Genomic DNA, 20,666 nt, shown 5'->3' with positions numbered 1-20,666 from the left:
CTCTATACAATCAATAAGCAGATGATTTTTTTCATGTGAATACAATTCGATGAACCTACACTTGAATAATTTGTATTTGATTATAAGATAGTTATAATTTATTATTGATTTCAATCATAAATAAAATTTAATTATAATTAGAATAATTAAAAATAAAGAAGCTGTTTTCTTTGATGATTCATTAGAACCCTTTAATTTTGCTATTTATAATAATTATAAATAATGAAATTATACCAGCGTATTTTTATTTTTCTCATTTTCATTCTTTCAATCCCCCAAATCCAAGCACAGGATACTGGTTTTCCGGTTCAGGGAGTTGTACAAAATGACACAAAACAGGGATTAAGTGGAGTAACCATTTTTGTTGAAAACACAAAAATTAAAACACAAACCGATCAAAACGGAAATTTCAGGATCAGCTACAAAAAAGGAGATGCTACTTTGGTCTTTCATCTGGATGGTTATAAAAAGTTCAGAAAGAAGATCAACTTCGGCAACGAAGTATCTGCGGTAAATGTTCAGCTAACCGAAGATCAATCAGTAGTAAAAGAGGTTATTGTACACGGAAAAGGTAAAGTAAAATCATTGCAGGACGGTGCTTTCACCGTGAATGCTATAGATGTTGCAAAATTGGCCAATACCACAGCCGATCTAAACCAGGTATTGAACAGAACCACAGGGATTAAAGTTCGGCAGCAGGGAGGTATAGGTTCCGATTATAACTTCTCTATTAACGGAATGTCCGGTAAGGCTGTAAAATTCTTTATAGATGGAGTTCCTTTGGAAATGCTTGGAAAAGGCGTAGACCTGAGTACATTACCTGTAAATATGGCCGAGCGTGTAGAAATTTATAAGGGCGTTGTTCCTATCCACCTAAGTACCGATGCTATGGGTGGGGCTGTTAATATTATTACTCCCGGAAGCAGTAAAAACTATCTGGATGCCGGGATCAGTATAGGATCTTTTAATACACAGCGTATCAATCTGAATGGACAATTTAAAGATGATAAAACAGGAATTATCCTGCGCATCAACAGCTTTTATAACCACTCTGATAACAATTATCTGATGAAGGATATGAAAATCTGGAATCCTGCTAAAAACGAATACGAACCAAGAAATCTAAAACGTTTTAATGACCGATATCAATCTGTTTTTGGGATGGCTGAACTTGGAGTAGAAAATAAAAGCTGGGCAGATTCTTTCTTTGTAGGAGCATCACAATCCGTTTTTGACAAACAGATCCAGACCGGTTCCAACCAGGATGTAGTGTATGGTGGGGTAAAGCAAAGCGGAGAAGCTCATAATTATTTTATGAAGTATAAAAAAGCAAACCTTTTCAATAATCACCTGGATGTAAATGTCTATGCAGGTTTTTCCAGAAGTGTTCAGAAAGCAACCGATACCCTTATGCGTAAATATAGCTGGGATGGTACTTTCGAACCTTCTGCAACCAGTGAAAAAGGAGGTAAAAGTATAATTATGCAGCATGAAGACCGTCTCTATACGCAAGTGGGAGCTACTTACAGAATAGTGGATCATCACAAATTGATCTTTAATTATGTAATCGATTATCTTAAAAATATTACGTTCAATAAACTGGAAGAGGAAAAAGATAATGTATTTCCTGCGAAAATGACCAAGCAAATACTGTCTATGGCCTATCAACAAGAGTTTTTCAATAGACATTGGACCAATATTTTCTTTGCTAAATATTACCAAGTAGGATTACAAAAAATGGTTTTTGATCAGGTGACCAGGACTGATAGTCCGGTAAAAGATCATTTCAGTAACTGGGGTTATGGTTTTGCGACAACGGTTAAAATCACGAATGAGCTGGGACTTAAAGGATCATTTGAACGCTCTTACCGTTTGGTAGAACCACAGGAAATCTTCGGAGATGGTGTTGCTGTAACCAGTAATATGGATCTGAAGCCTGAAACCAGTAATAATGTAAACGTAGGTTTATACTACAATCATCATTGGGGACAACATGCTTTCCGTATAGAAGCTGCAGGATACATCCGTGATACAAAGGACTTTATTTTCACTGTTCCTAACTTGTACAACAGTACTTTCAAATATGAAAATCTATCCAATATCTTTACACAAGGACTTGAAGGAGAGCTGAGTTACCAATACAAAAGGCTCCTGAATGTATTGATGAATGTAAGCTACAACAAAGCTTACGACAATACAAAGTTTGTCAACAACAGCGAAGATGTAATTTCAGCAACTTACAAAAAGGATGTTCCTAACCAGCCTTGGTTATTTGGAAATGTAAATGTAAGCATTGGTAAAGATGACTGGTTTCAGAAAGATAGCCGTATAGAGCTTTACTATGGATTACAAATGACTGAGTGGTTCTACAAAAACTGGAAAACGTATGGAAATCCACGAAATATCCCCACTATTCCAAGACAAACCCTGCACAACATTGGGATCAGCTACTCTATGAAGAACGGAAGGTACAATGTGGCGTTCGATGTCACGAACCTCAGTGATGCATTGGCCTATGACAATTTCAAACTTCAGAAGCAAGGACGTGCTTTCTATATAAAATTCAGATATCTACTTAAGTAAAAGACCATGACACAATATTTCAGAAACAGCATATTTTTAATACTTACATGTTTAACCATCATTGGTTGTGAACGTGAACCAGACTACGGAGATTCCGGAAGCGGCGAAAAAGACTATAAATATTTCCTGCTTTCCGCTTTAGGAAGCTGGCCCAATACCGTACATTATATGACGGCTACCAACGATCTTACCAAAGGGGCAATGGACATTACCAAAGAAGGTGACGAGATTAATTCTAAAGGAACCTACTCCTACATTGTAAAAAATGGTTTTATCTATAACTACAAAACCGATCAGGGTATATTTAAAAAATTTAAATATACTCAGGATAGGCTGACTACGGCAAAAGAAGTTCCTTATACCTTTATCAGTGATATTTCCAGCTATGTTTGGATAGATGATAATACCTTGGTAATTGTTGGAGAAACCGGTGATGGCCAGCATATACGTTATTCGGTGTTCAATGCTTCAGACCTTAGTATTATCCGTCAGGGTGAGATCGATGGATTTGAATCTTTCCCCAATGCTTATAATTTCTATACATTAGGCTCTATGACCTATATGGACGGACAGATCTATCTGCAGTATAGTTTCCGTAATGGCAAATGGATCACTCCGGAATATTATAACTTTGCGGTAATAGATTATAAAACCTTCAAAGTAAAACACTCGGCAAGCGATAGCCGAAGCTCTGGGGTAGCTAATGGTTCTCCCTATTTTAAAACCGCTTTCAGAAAAGATAATGAAGCTTTTTATTATACCTGTTTTCCACGTGTAGGAGCCGGATCAAATAAAATTTATCTTTTCAGAACTCTTAAAGGGGCAACTTCACCTGATACAGGGTATCAGATCAACCTTACAGATCTTGTAGGAGGCAAAACACTGGAAACAATGATCGATTATATCGGGAACAATAAAATGATAGTTCTGTATCGTGATCCGGCATTGGGCAATACCTATAATGGACGTTATGCTATAATAGATATCGAAACCAAACAATTGGTTAGAGTATTGGATGAACTGCCTGGAGATGAACCTTATGAACAAGGTCTATTTGTTCAGGATAAAAAGTTATATATTGCTGTAAATGCAAGTAAAGGTGGTAACTATGTATGGATCTACGATCTGCAGACAGACAAAATAACTAAAGGTATGAAACTTCCTGATAATATTTCCGGCTTTGCCCGTTTCGATAAGTTCTATGATTAATCATAGCCTATTAATTTCGGATACCATATAGGATATTTACTTGATTAAAACTGTTCTCAATCATTTTGAGAGCAGTTTTTTATTTCTGCTTACATCCATGGCTTGTTTAGTGTACTGACGAAAAAACTATATCTTTTCGACTCTGTTTGACAAGGCTATTCGAAGACTGATAATCTGCAACACGAAAAATGACCGAAAATTTCTTCCGGTCATTCTTGTATTCTAAGTTAATGATAGCTTTCTTTCTAATTCTTTTAAAGCTTGTAATTGAACGACAATGTTACCACACGACTATCCAGATTGTATTTTTGTCGGATCGTAGAACTGAAATTATCTCCTGTTACGCGGTAATTATTTGTTTTTAATAAGTCTGTAACGGCCAGCTTTACGGTAGCTTTATCTTTCCATAATGTTTTAGAAACACCCAATGTCAGGTCAAAATAAGCATCACGGATAAACAGACCAATGTTTGATTTTGAAAAATACTGTCCATTCATCTCTGCTTTTACTCCTTTTGCAATGCTGAAACTGTTTTGTGCATTGAGTGTGAATGCCAGCTGCGAACTATTTACTGAGTAATTCTGGTAATTCCCTTTATATTCATTATTAAAAACATTCAGCATAGAGGTAAGCGACCACCATTTGAAAAGCTTTGTCGTAGCCGTTATGTTGGCTCCGTATACATAAGACTTATTCAGGTTGTCCTGGGTCTTTACCAAAATTCCTGTATCCGGCTGGTAATTGTAGACTTCCGTCATTACATCGTTCGTTACACTAAAGTAAGCTGATGCTATAATATATTTCCCCCAAGTATATCCTAATTCAGTTGCATGGGTAAATTCGGGATTCAGATTTGGATTTCCTTGCCAATAGTTGAATGGATCATCATAGAAACGGAACGGATTCAGATCAAAATGGCTCGGTCGGTTGATTCTTTTACTATACGATGCGTAGAATCCATGCTGATCGTTCATCTGGTATTTAACTGATGCACTCGGGAAAAGATTGGTATAATCTCTTTTTCTCTGTTCCTGAGAAGTTTTTTGGTTGATGTCCGTATGGGTCATTTCTGTTCTCAGCCCTAACTGGAAGGTCCATTTCGTCAGATTTAGCTTGTAGTTGGCATATAGTGCATGAATCTGCTCCTTGTATACATACTCATTACTTGCTTTATCATCATTGATCCATTCTTCACCCTGCTGGATTGAATATTCTGAAGGATTATTATTAGACTTTACGGTAGATTTAAGTCCTGTTTCCAGACTATGCATTTCGCTAAAAGGAAGAGTAAAATCAACTTTTGCATTGAAAACTTTCAGACGGGAAGCAATACTTCCTCTTCTGTTGTTGAATTTCTCTGTTCCCTGATTCACTAATGCATCTGAAAGTTGATTCTGACGGGAGGTGAACCGTGATGTTTCATATTCCAGATCCACGTCTACTTTATAATCTTTATCGTTGAAGATATGGGTACCCTTTAGATTATAGGTATAATCGTACCAGTTTTCTTTGCTTTGATTATCCGAAAGTACATGAGCAAACAGATTGTCCACAGGCTGAAATATTCTGTTCTCACCCTTTGAAAAATCTTCATACCGTCCTATTTTAGCATCGAATAACGCGCCAATACTTGTTTTATCATTGAAAGCATAATCCGCACCTACTTTAAAGTTATTAGAAGTCAAAGGCTCATTGGTTGTTGAATGCTGCTCTGTTCTGCGGGTCACCTGCTGAGGTTGTTTTTCGTCGAAGAAAACCTGACTGAAATTCCGTCTTTCTTCCTCTCCACGGAAGGTATAACTATAATCTCCGTGCAGAGAGAGTTTCTTATGGGTATAGTTTAGGCTCATTCCGGTATTAATTCTATTTTTACGGCCTCTTCCGCCATTCAAATAATAGTTTCCGCTAAGTCCTTCCAATGAACTTTTTTTCAGAACAATATTAATGATCCCGGCATTTCCGGCAGCATCATATTTAGAAGAAGGATTGGCAATAATTTCAATATTCTTGACCAGTGTAGAATTGGTAGATCGCAAGAGGTTGGCCAGCTCTTTTGTGGATAGAGAGCTCAGCTTACCGTTTATCATTACACTTACTCCTTTCTTGCCGCGCAAGGATAGCTCACCATCCTGCGAGACCACTACCCCCGGTGTTTTTCCAAGTACTTCCAATACAGTAGTACCATCAGATAATACACTGTTTTCAACATTAAAAATCATTTTATCAGCTTTTTGCTGAAAAACCGCTTTGTTACCTTTTACTACGATTCCACTAATCTCTGAAACTTTATCTGTCTGCAAAGAATCGTTTTGGTTTTCTGTCTGTCCGTAGGCATTCAGGCTCGCCATTAAAGGTAGCCATATATAGTGTTTCTTCATGAATAATGGTTTTAGGTTGTTGTTTTCTTTTTATTTCTTCGGCCCCACCAGATCATAAATCCGGTTACTGGCAATGAGGCACAGAATAAACTCATGATAAATGCCAGTATTTTTCCAGGCATTCCAAAAAAGGCTCCCACGTGCAAATCATAAGTAGCATCTGTCGCTCTTTCGGCCATAGCCTTATCTCCGTGTGGACGGTTAAACAGAAGCTTCCCTGAATGTTCGTCAAAAATCATCATGGAGGACTCTCCATAAGTAAATTCCTTTTCTTTAATCCAGATGCTTAAGTTATCATGTTGATGATCTGCATCAGTATGATCTTCCAAATCAACTCCAAAGGAATAGGCTTCCGGATAATGAATTTTTACCTGTTCTATAATTCGATCTATGGTTGTTACTGTTTCTATGGATTCCGGAGCAGTTGTTTTGTACTGACTGAAATCTGGTGTAGCAGAGGAAAAGCCATTCAGCAATACATAGACCCACATTTGAGTAATACGGAACGAATACATAATGCCGGTAATCGCTACAATCAGGGCCAAAAAGGAAGCATAAAAACCAAGAATGTTGTGTACATCATAGTTCTTACGTCTCCAGCCTTTTACCTTCTCCCATTGAAACCACAGACGCTGTTTACGCATCTTTTTATTCTTAGGCCACCACAGGATAACCCCTGTAACCAGCATGATCACAAAAATAATAGTAGATATTCCCACAATAGTACCTCCCACTTTATTACTCAGCAGCAATGAACGATGCAGGGCCATGCAGACAAAGAAAGGATTGTTTTTTACATCATATATTGCGAGTACTTTTCCGGTATATTGGTTGACATAAACGTTTTTATAAATAATAATGCTATTAAAGTGATGCCAGCCATCAGGGTTCCCTTTAATCAGTCCGAATTGATAAGACCGGGCAGGATCTATAGGAATGGTAACTTCATCAGTTTTTACAATTTCATTTTTCAGCTGGGCATTCACCAGATCTTTTAGCTGGTGTAAAGGAATAGGCTTCTTATCCTGGATATCCTTCTCGCCATGAAAAATATGCTCCTTACGCAATGCCGCAGTAATATCTTCATTAAAAACAAAAAATGCTCCTGATAAAGAAACGATTAAAACAATGATACCAGAAAACAGCCCGAGCCATAAATGAGCTTTCAGAATATACTTTTTGAAGGTACCCTTGGATTTCTTTTTAGTGATTTTTTGCATTTATTATTATTTAGTCTTATTAAAAATAAATAAACTACAAATATACCTTTATTTATAATAATTCTAAACAGCGGGATAGCTTATTTTACGTGAGAAACCTGATTTTTATTAGGTTTTATAAGAATAGATGTCATCTAAAGATAAAGAGAAGGCTTGTTTTACACAAAGCAAATGTAAATCTAACACTTATAGAAATGAATATTCACTTTAAATAATAGTAAAATCCTTATAAATTTTCAAGAGAAGGATTTGAAATTCATTCAGCTTCAGAATTGAAAACCAATACATTTCAAAATATACTGCATTTAGATTTTGCAAATTAAATATGAACATCAGATATAGCAATGAATTTTATTTACTATTAAGAAATTTTATAAAAAAATCACCAAAACAAATAACTCAAAACCATCATTTATACAACAATGAACAAATTACATTGTAGATTTGTTAAATTTTATTAAATAAAATGAAAATGAATTTGTTAAAACCGGGAAATTATATTTATTTTAGTGCCTTAAAAATTTCTCATGAAAAGATATAATTTATTGATTGTACTACTGCTGCTCATTTTTAACGTTACTACAGCTCAAAAGAAAAAATCTCCTGCTGCTGATCTTAGCATACTAAAGGATACCAAATCTAAGATTGAAGCTACAGTACCATTGGTCATTCAACATCTTCAGGCCATTGCAACAAAAGAAGGGGACAATAATATTGTGATCAACGGAAAGATAGCACTGGGAAAAGAGTATGGCATTTTAGAATCTGAATGGTTTTTATACAGAAACAATATGAAAAACTGTATCATGAACAATTCTTCCAAGAAAGCTAAAAAATGTATGGAATACCATACGCAATACCTTAGAAATACATTCATCAATTATGGTAACTACATTTCTAACCTTACCAGAAAAAATGGATATTTAGGAGTAGAAGGGGATACGAAATTTGATTTCAAACCGGCTGAAATTGCAACGAAACTTACTGAAGCTTATTTCAATGCCAACGATGCTGCTGGAAGAATGAAAGCTGACCAAAAGAGAGAATTTCTGGGAACCACTATGAGTGATGATAATAAACTTACTCCTTACGCTCAGTTAGCTCAATAAAAGAAATGATACACTAACATATAAAAAGAGAACTGAAAAACAGTTCTCTTTTTTGCTGCAAAAAATCCCCGCCAAAAAGCAGTTTTGTGGTACTAATCATAAAACCTGGGGAAAAAGTAGAAATAAGGCGGAGAAAATTTGCATAAGCTCTATAGAATCAACTGTCCTACCTCTGATCTATAAGAGCAGTACAAAAATAGGACTATGCGTCTTACTCATAAAAGAATAGCTGTAGAATTAAATGCCAGTAATTGTAGAAATAATACTACTCATCATTACGTATAAATAACTAATGGCAGAAAGAATTTTCATTTCAACCCTACGTTCATTTATTCTCTATTTCCACCACTGGTAGTAATTGTGTAATCCGTCATATTCAAACCCGCAACGCGGATACAGTACATTACCAATTTCGTTTGTTTTTTCTGTTTCAAGCATCAGTCCACAGGCTCCTGTTTCTTCACACCATTGTTTACTGCGATCAATCAATGCTACAGAAAATCCTTTTCCTCTATAATCAGGGTGTACAAATAAATCACTTAGCAGCCACTGTTTTTGTAATTTGGTATAATGGAATAATTTATAAAGCTGTACAAATCCTACAGCTCTGCCATCAGCCCAGGCAAGGAAAATATCAGACTCACTATTCAGGAATCTTTCTTTAAGAAATGCTTTTCCTTTTTCTACATCAGATTCCTGTCTGTAAAAAACACGGTAAAGATTAAATAATTCCGCCGTTTCATTAAGATCCTCAAGACTTGCTTTTTTAATTGTGTAATTCATTGTTATAGGTATTTTATTAACATGGCAAAAGTACCTTTAAACAGGACTGGATTTACCATCCAGATTAATGTTATAATGATAGTCCAGAAAGCTGAAAATACCGCATGTTCCGGATTTTATATAGCCTTACAACTTCAGATCTTTGTTCCATAAAAACAAAAACAATGACAGATCTACTCCAAAGAATTGAAAATACCGATTGGCAGCTCATGACAGAATCCATGCATCAGAACGGCTACGCCATTATTCCCAATCTATTATCAAAAGATGAATGTGACGCACTCATTTCCAACTACGATCAAGCAGAACTATACCGAAAGACTGTGGTGATGGCAAGGCATCGTTTTGGTCTGGGTGAATATAAATATTTTAATTATCCATTACCGGAATTGCTTCAATCCATCCGTACTTACATCTACCCTCACCTATCATCTATTGCTAATGCTTGGTTTAAAGCTTTGAATATTGATATATCTTTTCCATCAGAACACAGTAATTTTTTGCAGCAATGCCACTCTAATAATCAACAAAAAGCGACTGCTTTGATTTTGAAATATGGTGAAGGTGGCTTTAATACTTTACATCAGGATTTATATGGAGATCTTTATTTTCCTATTCAGATTGTACTGATGCTGAGTGAACCTGAACAGGATTTTACGGGTGGAGAATTCGTTCTTACCCAACAAGTGCCAAGAGCACAATCCAAGGCAATTGTTTTAAAACCTAAGAAAGGAGACATTCTCATCTTCAATACTCATTTCAAACCCGAGAAAGGAACAAAAGGGTATTACAGAGTGAATATGAAACATGGAGTAAGTGAAGTAAAAACCGGAAAACGTTATGCCCTTGGAATTATTTTCCATGATGCAGAGAAGTGATAGCGGGCGGGAAATCAATAACGATCATTTAATACAATTGAGTACAATACAACACTATTTAAACTTCAGCCTTTCAAGACATCCCTCTTCCAGCCTCCAACTTCCTTACTAAAAATATGATCCTACATTCACAACTCTCAGATTCTGAACTAAGAAGTAAAATCCGGAAGAACGAAATTCTTCTGGGTGGAAATAAAAAACTGAAAATCTATGGATTACTTGGCTGTAAATCAGGAAAAAGAATGAAAAAAGAAAACCGGGTTTTCTTTACTGATGTTCAGGAGGCTTTTCAAAATGGATATCGTCCCTGCGGCCATTGTATGAAAGAAGAATACCAACGATGGAAATTGCAACAAATCTAGCATTTAAAGTAAAAAAAAAGAGAAGTAATATAAAATTACTTCTCTCGTTGAGTAGCGGGAACCGGACTCGAACCGATGACCTTCGGGTTATGAGCCCGACGAGCTACCTACTGCTCCATCCCGCGGTGTATTTTTAGAGTGCTTACCGAAAGCACTTACTTAGTAGCGGGAACCGGACTCGAACCGATGACCTTCGGGTTATGAGCCCGACGAGCTACCTACTGCTCCATCCCGCGGTATATTTTTAGAGTGTTTACCGAAAACACTTGCTTAGTAGCGGGAACCGGACTCGAACCGATGACCTTCGGGTTATGAGCCCGACGAGCTACCTACTGCTCCATCCCGCGGTGTATTTTTAGAGTGCTTACCGAAAGCACTTGCTTAGTAGCGGGAACCGGACTCGAACCGATGACCTTCGGGTTATGAGCCCGACGAGCTACCTACTGCTCCATCCCGCGGTGTATTTTTAGAGTGCTTACCGAAAGCACTTGCTTAGTAGCGGGAACCGGACTCGAACCGATGACCTTCGGGTTATGAGCCCGACGAGCTACCTACTGCTCCATCCCGCGGTGTATTTTTAGAGTGTTTACCGAAAACACTTGCTTAGTAGCGGGAACCGGACTCGAACCGATGACCTTCGGGTTATGAGCCCGACGAGCTACCTACTGCTCCATCCCGCGATATTGGATTGCAAAGGTACGAATATTTTTTGCAAATCCTAATTTTTCTTTTAAATAAAGGACTTTTATGAAAACTATTTTATTATTTGTATCTTTGTTTTATGGCAAAGATATTAAAAATTTATCCCGACAACCCACAGGAAAACCTTGTGAATGAAGTTATTAAAACATTAAATAATGGTGGATTAATTATCTATCCCTCAGATACAATTTATGCGCTTGGCTGTAATATTTTTGATATAAAAGCCATGGAAAAGTTGGCCCAACTGAAAAAATTAAAGCTTGAAAAGTCAAAATTTTCAATAATCTGTAATGATCTGAGTCATCTTTCCGACTTTACAAGACCTATTGATACTTCGGTTTTCAGATTTTTGAAAAGTCATATTCCAGGGCCGTTTACATTTATTCTAGACGCTAACAAAAGTTTACCTTTAGCTTATAAAGGTCATAAAACAATTGGTATTCGTGTTCCCGATCATCCCATTCCACAGCTTATTGTTGAAAAACTAGGCCATCCTATTGCTTCAACCTCCATCAGAGATGATGATGAAATTATCGAATACTCTACAGACCCGGAACTGATTGCTGAAAAATACGATCACCTGGTAGATATTGTTATTGATTCAGGGTATGGAGATAATGTGGCATCAACGATTGTGGATCTTACTTCAGGAGAACCTGAAATTATCCGTCAGGGAAAAGGAATTATCTAATTCAATATTTTGACGTTTCAAAGTTCTGTTGTAGCATAAATTAAGGTTGATAGGTTGTATGGGGCTTCATGGAAAATATTCTGTAGGAATACTGCTCACATTTGTACTTTTAGGCATAGTAATGCTTTATATTTTCCCTGTGATCAGTCTGATAACAGGAGTAAAGACTGTTACAGGAAATGCATTTTCTGTTAGCAGAATTGCGTTATGGATCGTTTTATTGATCACATTTTTGTACAGCATTTTTATTGAGAAGGGTTCTTTTTTACTTGCAACAGAGAAGAAGTATTCTATTCCATTCAATATAAAAGCAGTTATCAGTTTATATCTGATCTGTGTCTTTGGAGGAGCTATTTTGAACGGATTGATCCAGTTTTTAATCCATAAAGAAGAAAGCAATAAGATTCTGCAATTCACCTCTCTTTTTAAAAATGATTATTTTTTAATTATTTTTACATGCTTTACAGCAGGCGCTGTAGAAGAACTTCTGATGCGGGGATATATACAACCCCGGATTGAGAAAATATACAATAATTCCTTTTTAGGAATTTTAGTCTCCGCAGCTTTATTCGGAATTCTGCACAGCACTTACGGAACCATTGGTCAGGTTGTAGTACCTTTCTTCATTGGAGTCATTTTTGCTATGTTTTATAAAAAATATTCAAATATTAAAATTCTTATTGTCTGTCATTTTATGATTGATTTTATCACGCTGATGGCTATGAATTTTATTGATTTTAAACATTTATCTGTATTTTAACATTATGAAAATTGTAACATCACCTGCCAAATTAATGAACGTAGAAAATTCAACGGACCTGTTGAAAACCACTACTCCTAAATTCATTGAAGATGCAGCTTTTATACAAACTTATTTAAAAGAAAAATCTCCAAAATATCTTTCCGAACTTATGGAAATCTCGCCCAAACTGGCTGATGAAAACTGGGAAAGAAATCAAAAATGGAAAGCAAAACCTACAGCCAAAGAGTCTGCTCCTGCCATGTATGCTTTTACAGGAGAAGTGTATAGAGGGCTGGATGCCAAAACGCTTGACAAAGATGCGGTAGATTACCTTCAAAAAAACTACAGAATGCTTTCCGGATTGTATGGCCTTCTGAAACCTTCTGATAAAGTAATGCTTTACAGACTGGAAATGGGACGTCATTTTGAGTTCGATCAATATAAAAACCTGTATGAATTCTGGAGAGAGAAAATCACCGAACAACTGAACACCGAAATGAAAAAAGGAGAAGTTCTTCTTCATCTGGCCAGTAATGAGTATGGAAAAGTAATTGACAGAAAAAAATTAAACCACCAGGTTATCGACTTTGATTTTTATGAGTTAAAAGACGGTAAACTGAAAACTATTGTAGTCTATACCAAGCATGCAAGAGGTCTTATGGTAAGATTCTGTGCAGAAACTCAGGCTAAAACCCTGGATGATGTAAAAACTTTCAATTATGAAGGGTATAGAATTGATGACGAAAAATCTACTGACACAAAATTGGTTTTCACGAGATAAATGACAATATCAGCATTTAAAAAATATTTCAAAGCAGCACTTTCCGACCTTTATACTGAGTCGGAAAGTGCTTTTTTAACCTCCCTATTCATCCAGAAAATAGTAGGCTTTGATTCTTTTGAGCAAAGAAGATTTTCTGAACAGGAACTTCTGACTGACGACGAACATCAACTTCACGAGCTAGTTTCCGCTTTAAAAACCGGAAGGCCTTATCAGCAGATTCTGGGAGAAACTGAGTTTTACGGAATGACATTTCTTGTGGATGAACATGTTTTGATCCCACGCCCTGAAACAGAGGAATTGCTGGAAATAGCAATCCGGGAGATTCAAAATTTAGAAAATAATGGTTTGGGACTGAAGATTCTGGATATCGGAACAGGAAGTGGTGTAATTCCTTTGGTTTTAAAAAAGCATTTTCCAGAGGCAGAGGTATCTTCCATCGATTTCTCTGAAAAGGCTCTGAAAACGGCAAATCGTAACGCAGCATATCACCAGCTTGAGGTTAAGTTGATCCATGCAGATTATCTGAATACTCAGCTAGATGAAGAATATGACGTTATCATTTCAAACCCGCCATACATAGGTATTGAAGAAGAAACAGAGATCGAGGATTCCGTCAAAGGATTTGAACCTACAATGGCTCTTTTCTCTCCTACTCCTGATGCTTTAATTTTTTACAGAAAGATTGCAGAGGACTCCAGAGAGCATCTGAAAAATAATGGTCTTTTATTTTTAGAAATCAATCAAAAGTTAGGCCCTGAAACGCTGGAATTGTATAGTTACTTTTCCAATGCACAGTTATTAAAAGACTTATCTGAAAATGACCGATTTATTTATGGAAGAAAATAAGTAATTTTATTGCTTATAAACATAACCATACAGTATAGAAATCATGGTCATCAAACCACATAATGTTGGAACTCTAAAAATTGCAGAAGTAAATTCTGATACAATCATCATCCAATCTGCAGAAGACGGACTCGATCTTATGGGAAATATTTATTATCAGGGATTTGATAAAGTAATTCTCTACGAAAAGAACATCACTCCTGACTTCTTTGATTTAAAAACCAAAATTGCCGGAGAAATTCTACAAAAATTCTCCAATTACCGTATCGGATTGGCTATTGTTGGAGATTTCAGTAAGTATGAAAGCAAAAGTATGAGGGATTTTATCTTTGAAAGCAATAAGACTCAACTTATCAACTTTGTTTCAATACTTGAAGAAGCGCTTGAGAACTTTTCAAAATAATGAAATGGCAATAATGCTTCAAAGAGGAATAAACACCTCTTATTTGTGTCAAAAATCCTTTTTAAATAATTGAGTATACTTATTTAAATTATAAAATTCCCTGTAAGGCTACTTACAGGGTCTCTTTTTTATCATACACTGGAAATCAACATATTCCCTATACCAAGTTGTACAAAAATATTTTATTAAAATTATTTCATACATAAAAATTCTAATATAAAATTAAAATTTTAGTTTAAAAATTAAATCAAAACAAATTTAATTATCATAAAACAGGCAATTAAAATGAATTATTTATATATTTGCACAAAACACAAGCGTTATGAATTATACTTTTTTAGTAGCCATTCAACATATTACGGCTATATAACTCATTTTAATTTTTGAATTCCCATTGCAGAATAGAAGATCATCCTCCGCTATGAGGTATGTATTTGATATATGTTATTGATCTTATTGGAATCAAGGAATTTCTATAATCGAAGTTTATTTGATAATATATCAACTCAAAAGGGTTGCTGTATATATTTTTGATATAGCCAAAGCTATCGGAAAAGTCTAATACCATTGTCTTTGACCAAAAAAACAACCATAAAAACACATTTACAGAGAGTTATTAACAATAAAAACAAACAAATTAACGTACAATAAATACACTTAGGATGAAAAATTATTTCTTATCAATTGTTTTTTTAACAATGAGTTCATTTGCGTATGCACAGGTTGGGATAAATACACCAAATCCAGATGCGAGTGCAGCATTAGAGGTTTACAGCCAAAACAAAGGAATGCTGATTCCAAGGCTTACCACAGCTAAAAGGGATGCTATCCCGAATCCTGCCAATTCACTTCTCATTTATGACACGGATAAAAAGTGTCTAAGCCAGAATATCGGAACACCTTCCAGCCCGGATTGGCTATGTATCAGTGGGAATGCTGTCAAAATGTTTTATATGCCCAGCGTATCTTTCGATACTTCTCAAAATGCCACTGCTCAAACCAAAGATCTATATACCTTATATAAAAATCAATTTGGAACCCCAAAAGCAAAAAGCACTAGTGCCCCGACTTCTATTCCTTTCTTCCCGTCAAGCAAAGATCTTTATTATTATGTAACAGATGCTGATCCTAACGTATTTAGAAATATTTCTATTTCTGATTCGGGAGTAATGACCTATGATGTAAGAGCTGCGGCCACAGACTGTTCTTTTATTAATATTGTTTTTGTTGTAAAATAATGGAATTATGAACAGAAATATTTCAATCTTATATGTTCAAAAAATTCTGTTTATTATTTGCTTTTTCGTTTTCTCTCAGCACATTGTAGCCCAAAATCAACAAGGTACAGGTTATCCTTATTTTGTTAATTTTACCCAGGGACTGCAACCTCAGGAAGCGTATAAGGTAACAACAAGCGGAATTCAGAATGATGCTACTTTTACAACGGACGGTTTAAGGCTAACCAGAAATGTGAATAATATATCCGGAGGTGTTATACTTGCGGACAGAAAATTCACCAGTGATCAGGGAATTAAATTCGAATTTGAATATGTCATCTATGGTGGAAGCTCCAATGGAGGTGATGGAATTTCCATATTTTTAGTGGATGGATCTATTCCCAAAGACCAACTTAATCTTGGTTACTTTGGGGGAGGACTAGGCTATACTTTTGTAATGAGAAATTCAAGACAAGGAGGAAATCTGGAAGGTTTGAGGGGAGCTTATCTGGGAATCGGCCTCGATGAATTCGGAAATTTTAAAACCAGATTTCGCCAAGGGGACAGAACAAGAAACGGGCTTACGGATGTGTCTATAGCTGATGGCCGGAACAATGTAACTTTGAGAGGAAAACGCGGGAATCAGTATCTTTCATCTTCGGAACCTGCCGGATACAATGGTTATCCGTTGCTTTACAGTACAGCAACCAACGCTTCTCCTTCAAGCAACAACCGTTCAATATATTTAAATGTTCAGACCGGAAAGCATATTGCTACTCAAAATTCCACTTTTAGCAAGTTTACTATGGAAAACGGAGGAAATTCAATTCCTCAGAATGAGTCTGATGCCAGATTCCGTAAGGCTTATATTACTTTAGTTCCTAATCCTGCGGGTGGTTATAATATCACGGTAGAGATTCAGCACGGCGCTGTCAAAGAAAAGGTTATTGATAGCTACTATTATCCTACCTCTTTAAAATATACAGAGAATGCTATGCAAAATAATCAGGTAAGAACACTGGACACTTCTCCTCCTTCTACGTTCAGGATTGGATTTGCAGCTTCAACCGGAGATGCTAAAAATATACACCTGCTAAAAAACCTGGGCGTTACCAGACCTTATGCCGCTGAAGTTACTGATGATCTGTTTGCAGGATGTCCGGGAATAAAATCCATTTACTCTCCCCTTCTGAATGATGCCGCTTATACCTCAAAAAATGGTCAAAATCCACCTGTAGCTTCTTATAATAATATTGATTTTAACTCATTCCGGTTTTTAGATATTAATGGTGCTGTTATTCCTAATATAAGCGGAGGGGTCTACACCAATAGCGAAGGAACATGGACCTATTATCCAGCCACCGGAAAATTAGCTTTTAAACCTGCTAACGGATTTACAGGAGTAGCCAAAATAAGATATGACATCAAAGGCGGAGGAAGAGATGGTTCTGAAAGTCCTTATAATCATGAAGACTATCGATCTATGCCGGGATTAATACAAGTTAATATTTCCAGTGCTAATAATTGTAGTAAAGCCTGTATAGTTTCCAATAAAAATATCACTCAAAAAATACAAAGCAATCCATAGGAAACAAAATATTAAAATTTAAAAACCGGCTTTTGTCGGTTTTTTTGTATTTCCGGATGAATCGTATGAAAGGATATTATCATCGTAAAAGATCCATTTCATGAGAACGGGCTTTCCGTTTAAATATCATGAAACCAACTCTTCATTTTCTTTCGATTTAAAATAATTAATTGCATCTTCTATGGCCTTATTGATCGGTTGATATTGAATTTTCAGCTCATCTACCGACTTTTGGTTAGTGTAATAGTTATGAATCTGGAGTGCTTTCATATTAGAAGTGCAGAGGTTGGTTTTTATTTCTAATCTTCTCAGAATATCCCCTACCCATCCTAAAATATTCAATAATAGATTGGGAATAGAAATCATCATTGGGGTTTGATTAGCAGCTTCATTTATTTTTTCAAAAAACTGTCTATAGTTTAAATTTTCATTGGCTAATAAATATTTTTCGCCATTCTTTCCATTTTCCATAGCATTCATTACGCCATTGGCTGCGTCTTCTACATGAACAAAGTTCTTCCCTCCCTTTGGGTAAAAGATCAGTTTCTTTTTCCAGGCCCAAAAAATCAACTTTCCGGAACTTGGTTTTGTATCGTAAGCCCCAATCATGAAGGTGGGATTTAAAATGACCACTTTTGTATTTTTACAGTTCTTCAAAAGGTAAGTTTCAGCATTCAGTTTACTTTGTGCATAAAAAGAATCTGTGAAAGGGTATTTCTGAAGCTCTTCTTCATTTCCTGGATGTTCCTGGCTTCCATATCCAATCGTATTGGCCGAACTCACAAACAAAAATCGTTCTACCCCACAAGCTTCCGCCTGAGAGAACAAATTCACCGTAATATCATAATTTACTTTTTTATACTCTTCATAACGGATCAGGTTCTGATTCGTTTCTGCAGCTATATGAATGATACAGTCAACATTGGCAAGATATAATGACAGATCAGAGCTTATACAACCTTCAATCAGTTTCAGGTTTTCATTTTCTTCACCCAGATATTTGCTTTTCTGGCGCACCAGAGCAATAACAGAATAACCATTTTGTAATAATTTAATGATAACATTGGTTCCCAGAAGCCCGGTAGCTCCGGTTACAAAAACTTTTTTCATGCCTCGATCTCTCTTTTTATCGCTTGAGTCATCAGGGGAAGCTTAATCCATATGGGAAGAATCTTCATCATCAGCCAGCTTATTGGATTGACCATAATTACGGAATCTTTTTTAAATAACTGCCGAATACACCGAGCCGCTACTTTATCAGGATTTAAAAGCGTCAGTCTTCCAAAGAAGCCTTGTTTTTCGATTCTTTTACAGACATCAGCATTGGTTTTCATAGCACCAGGGTTCACAACGCTTACAAAAACATTTGTATCTTTTAATTCTTCATGCAGCCCTCTTGAAAAGGAATGAATAAAGCTTTTGGAGGCCGGATATACAGTCTTAAAGCCTATAGGAGAGAATGCAGCCATACTTGAAACATTTAAAATATATGCTTTAGGCTGTTTCAAAAGATTAGGTAATAGCTGATGGGTAATAAGAGAAGTTGCGGTTACGTTGACCTGCAAAATGGTGTTGATATAATCCGGTGTAGCTTCAGTGAACTTCTTTGTTCCTCCAAGACCTGAATTATTAATCAGGATATGGATATTAAAAGACGAATTAAGCCATTCTGTAAGCTTCATTACGTTTTCATTAATGGAAAGGTCTACTTCATAGCAATAAGCTTTTATAGGGTACTTTTCTTCAAGATTCCGGGAAAGTTCTTTTAAATTCTGACCGGGAAGACTTACCAGAATAAGATTGATATTTTTTCTGGCCAGGTTTTCAGCGAAGGCTTTTCCCAGTCCCTGACTTGCTCCCGTCACCACAGCGTATGATTCTTTGGTATCCATAAGATTAAATTTTACGGTACAAAGCTATCATGGAAAACTCCTTTGAATGTTCCGGATTATCTGAACGAACCTATTTTCAATCTAAAAATAAATCAAAATCAAACAGCTAATAATCAACAAATTAAACATATTTACAAAGTAAAAGTTTATAAATCGGAACTTATTTTTTGAATTCGGAAGGAGTTTGCCCGGTCACTTTTTTGAAAGTGGTATTGAAGGAAGTCTTGGAATTGAAACCTGACTCATAAGCGATTCCCAGAATGGATAATTTACTTCCGGAATCTTTAAGAAGCTGTTTCGCATATTCAACCCTGAATTCATTCACATATTGGAAAAAATTCTTTTGAAAACCAGTATTGATAACATAAGATAAATGATGAGTAGTAACAGTAAGCATATCTGCCAGTTTGATGAGATTCAAATCACTATCCAGATAGGGCTTCTTAGTTTCCATCATATGTTCAAGCTGCGTTTTGATTCTTATGAGTTCTTCATCCGGCATCAGTTTCCTTTTTACCTCTTCAGAGTCAACATCATCCTGAATAGAGATTAATTCTTCACGTTGTTTTTCTTCTAACGGATAAATCTCTTTCTGTTTTAATGAATAATACCCAACGCAATAAATGACCACCAGGAATACTGCATTGATAAAGAAATTTAAAGATTTAGGATCATAAAACAGATTGTATACTACATAAATAATATTCACTGCAAGAATGACCAAGATAATATATTCCAGCCAGTTCAGATTAATTCCTTCGGTATTGGAAGAAAACTGCTGGATGTTTCGCTGATGTTTTCTGATGGTGATATAAGAAAGAACAGTATAAAACAATGCCTGGACCAAGATCAGGATGATACTTAGAAACTCAAAAGGATGAGTATACCCCAGTTTAACCAATACAAGAAATACAACAAATACTGCTGGCAATACCAGAAATTTTACATCTGTTATTTTAAATCTAAAAGAGGGATTGGTATGAAATAATACGCTGAAATAAAAAAAGACAGGAGTCAGATATTGTACAATCCGGATCGGGAATAAGGAGTGAAATTCTATAACTGAGCCAGTTATGAGGAAAAGAACTTCATCCAGCCAGAACGTAGACCAAAGAAAGAGAAAAATTCCGAACCAGAAATTGGCTTTCCGGTTAACCTTTAAAGGATTGGCAATGTTCAGCAGAGAAAGCAAAACCAATGAACCATAGATAAGTATCACGATGAAACTATTGAATTCTGATGTGTTCATTGGTTTTGATATTTTAGATTAAAAAAGCTT

The 20,666-nt window shown here is 35.9% G+C and carries 18 protein-coding genes and 6 tRNA genes; 12 read left to right on the top strand and 12 right to left on the bottom strand.

Annotated elements, in window-relative coordinates; all coding sequences use genetic code 11:
* Nucleotides 1-222 precede the first annotated feature (222 nt).
* On the top strand, nucleotides 223-2,583 hold the full coding sequence (locus EG344_RS20530) for a TonB-dependent receptor (RefSeq protein ID WP_123911187.1): 2,361 nt from the start codon (nucleotides 223-225) through the stop codon (nucleotides 2,581-2,583).
* A 6-nt stretch (nucleotides 2,584-2,589) separates the two neighbouring features.
* Nucleotides 2,590-3,792 carry a hypothetical protein gene (locus EG344_RS20525; protein ID WP_123911186.1) on the top strand — a complete coding sequence of 401 codons (1,203 nt, stop codon included), beginning with the start codon at nucleotides 2,590-2,592 and terminating at the stop codon, nucleotides 3,790-3,792.
* A 254-nt stretch (nucleotides 3,793-4,046) separates the two neighbouring features.
* Here EG344_RS20525 and EG344_RS20520 read toward each other — a convergent pair whose 3' ends face one another.
* Both EG344_RS20520 and EG344_RS20515 read right to left on the bottom strand, forming a co-directional pair.
* Nucleotides 4,047-6,170, bottom strand: coding sequence for a TonB-dependent receptor domain-containing protein (locus EG344_RS20520; RefSeq protein WP_123911185.1), 2,124 nt, complete (start codon nucleotides 6,168-6,170; stop codon nucleotides 4,047-4,049).
* Nucleotides 6,171-6,181: 11 nt separating this feature from the next.
* Nucleotides 6,182-7,390, bottom strand: a complete 1,209-nt coding sequence (locus EG344_RS20515; RefSeq protein ID WP_123911184.1) for a PepSY-associated TM helix domain-containing protein — start codon at nucleotides 7,388-7,390, stop codon at nucleotides 6,182-6,184.
* Between the two features lie 527 nt (nucleotides 7,391-7,917).
* Between EG344_RS20515 and EG344_RS20510 the strand changes: the two genes are divergently transcribed.
* Entirely contained in the window at nucleotides 7,918-8,499 is a 582-nt protein-coding gene (locus tag EG344_RS20510) for a hypothetical protein (protein ID WP_123911183.1), read from the top strand.
* A gap of 336 nt (nucleotides 8,500-8,835) precedes the next feature.
* Here EG344_RS20510 and EG344_RS20505 read toward each other — a convergent pair whose 3' ends face one another.
* Nucleotides 8,836-9,282, bottom strand: a complete 447-nt coding sequence (locus EG344_RS20505; protein WP_123911182.1) for a GNAT family N-acetyltransferase — start codon at nucleotides 9,280-9,282, stop codon at nucleotides 8,836-8,838.
* A 164-nt stretch (nucleotides 9,283-9,446) separates the two neighbouring features.
* Here EG344_RS20505 and EG344_RS20500 point away from each other — a divergent pair, with 164 nt between their 5' ends.
* Nucleotides 9,447-10,160, top strand: a complete 714-nt coding sequence (locus tag EG344_RS20500) for a 2OG-Fe(II) oxygenase (RefSeq protein WP_123911181.1) — start codon at nucleotides 9,447-9,449, stop codon at nucleotides 10,158-10,160.
* Nucleotides 10,161-10,276: 116 nt separating this feature from the next.
* A complete protein-coding gene (locus EG344_RS20495; RefSeq protein ID WP_123911180.1) occupies nucleotides 10,277-10,522 on the top strand; it encodes an Ada metal-binding domain-containing protein in 246 nt (81 codons plus the stop codon).
* Between the two features lie 52 nt (nucleotides 10,523-10,574).
* On the opposite strand, the gene EG344_RS20490 is transcribed toward EG344_RS20495, so the two are convergent.
* From EG344_RS20490 to EG344_RS20465, 6 genes are all read right to left on the bottom strand, one after another.
* Nucleotides 10,575-10,647: transfer RNA gene (locus EG344_RS20490), tRNA-Met, on the bottom strand.
* A gap of 38 nt (nucleotides 10,648-10,685) precedes the next feature.
* Nucleotides 10,686-10,758 (bottom strand) — tRNA-Met (locus EG344_RS20485).
* Nucleotides 10,759-10,796: 38 nt separating this feature from the next.
* Nucleotides 10,797-10,869, bottom strand: a tRNA-Met gene (locus EG344_RS20480).
* A gap of 38 nt (nucleotides 10,870-10,907) precedes the next feature.
* A tRNA-Met gene (locus EG344_RS20475) sits at nucleotides 10,908-10,980 on the bottom strand.
* A 38-nt stretch (nucleotides 10,981-11,018) separates the two neighbouring features.
* Nucleotides 11,019-11,091 (bottom strand) — tRNA-Met (locus EG344_RS20470).
* Between the two features lie 38 nt (nucleotides 11,092-11,129).
* Nucleotides 11,130-11,202: transfer RNA gene (locus EG344_RS20465), tRNA-Met, on the bottom strand.
* A 101-nt stretch (nucleotides 11,203-11,303) separates the two neighbouring features.
* Here EG344_RS20465 and EG344_RS20460 point away from each other — a divergent pair.
* The 7 genes from EG344_RS20460 (at nucleotide 11,304) to EG344_RS20430 (ending at nucleotide 17,495) form a co-directional block, all read left to right on the top strand.
* The gene (locus EG344_RS20460; RefSeq protein WP_123856186.1) at nucleotides 11,304-11,915 is read left to right on the top strand and encodes an L-threonylcarbamoyladenylate synthase; all 612 of its coding nucleotides are present in this window, start codon (nucleotides 11,304-11,306) and stop codon (nucleotides 11,913-11,915) included.
* A 58-nt stretch (nucleotides 11,916-11,973) separates the two neighbouring features.
* Nucleotides 11,974-12,675, top strand: a complete 702-nt coding sequence (locus tag EG344_RS20455) for a CPBP family intramembrane glutamic endopeptidase (RefSeq protein WP_123911179.1) — start codon at nucleotides 11,974-11,976, stop codon at nucleotides 12,673-12,675.
* A gap of 4 nt (nucleotides 12,676-12,679) precedes the next feature.
* Nucleotides 12,680-13,438 carry a peroxide stress protein YaaA gene (yaaA, locus tag EG344_RS20450; protein WP_123911178.1) on the top strand — a complete coding sequence of 253 codons (759 nt, stop codon included), beginning with the start codon at nucleotides 12,680-12,682 and terminating at the stop codon, nucleotides 13,436-13,438.
* Nucleotides 13,439-14,287 carry a peptide chain release factor N(5)-glutamine methyltransferase gene (gene prmC, locus EG344_RS20445; protein ID WP_123911177.1) on the top strand — a complete coding sequence of 283 codons (849 nt, stop codon included), beginning with the start codon at nucleotides 13,439-13,441 and terminating at the stop codon, nucleotides 14,285-14,287.
* Between the two features lie 43 nt (nucleotides 14,288-14,330).
* Nucleotides 14,331-14,690, top strand: coding sequence for a DUF4180 domain-containing protein (locus EG344_RS20440; RefSeq protein WP_123911176.1), 360 nt, complete (start codon nucleotides 14,331-14,333; stop codon nucleotides 14,688-14,690).
* Nucleotides 14,691-15,352: 662 nt separating this feature from the next.
* Nucleotides 15,353-15,928 (top strand): hypothetical protein, encoded by a 576-nt coding sequence (locus tag EG344_RS20435; RefSeq protein ID WP_123911175.1) that lies wholly within the window; start codon nucleotides 15,353-15,355, stop codon nucleotides 15,926-15,928.
* A gap of 7 nt (nucleotides 15,929-15,935) precedes the next feature.
* Nucleotides 15,936-17,495 (top strand): hypothetical protein, encoded by a 1,560-nt coding sequence (locus EG344_RS20430; protein ID WP_228412789.1) that lies wholly within the window; start codon nucleotides 15,936-15,938, stop codon nucleotides 17,493-17,495.
* 126 nt (nucleotides 17,496-17,621) lie between these two features.
* On the opposite strand, the gene EG344_RS20425 is transcribed toward EG344_RS20430, so the two are convergent.
* From EG344_RS20425 to EG344_RS20415, 3 genes are all read right to left on the bottom strand, one after another.
* Entirely contained in the window at nucleotides 17,622-18,605 is a 984-nt protein-coding gene (locus tag EG344_RS20425) for an NAD-dependent epimerase/dehydratase family protein (RefSeq protein WP_123911174.1), read from the bottom strand.
* A complete protein-coding gene (locus EG344_RS20420; RefSeq protein WP_123911173.1) occupies nucleotides 18,602-19,387 on the bottom strand; it encodes an SDR family NAD(P)-dependent oxidoreductase in 786 nt (261 codons plus the stop codon). Before EG344_RS20420 ends, EG344_RS20425 begins: the two co-directional genes overlap by 4 nt.
* Nucleotides 19,388-19,547: 160 nt before the next feature.
* Entirely contained in the window at nucleotides 19,548-20,636 is a 1,089-nt protein-coding gene (locus EG344_RS20415) for a helix-turn-helix domain-containing protein (protein ID WP_123911172.1), read from the bottom strand.
* Between the last annotated feature and the right edge of the window lie 30 nt (nucleotides 20,637-20,666).

It is taken from the genome of Chryseobacterium sp. G0162, from assembly GCF_003815715.1.
GTDB lineage: Bacteria > Bacteroidota > Bacteroidia > Flavobacteriales > Weeksellaceae > Chryseobacterium.
Note: the sequence above shows the minus strand (reverse complement) of the source record. Positions and strands in the feature narration are given on the sequence as shown.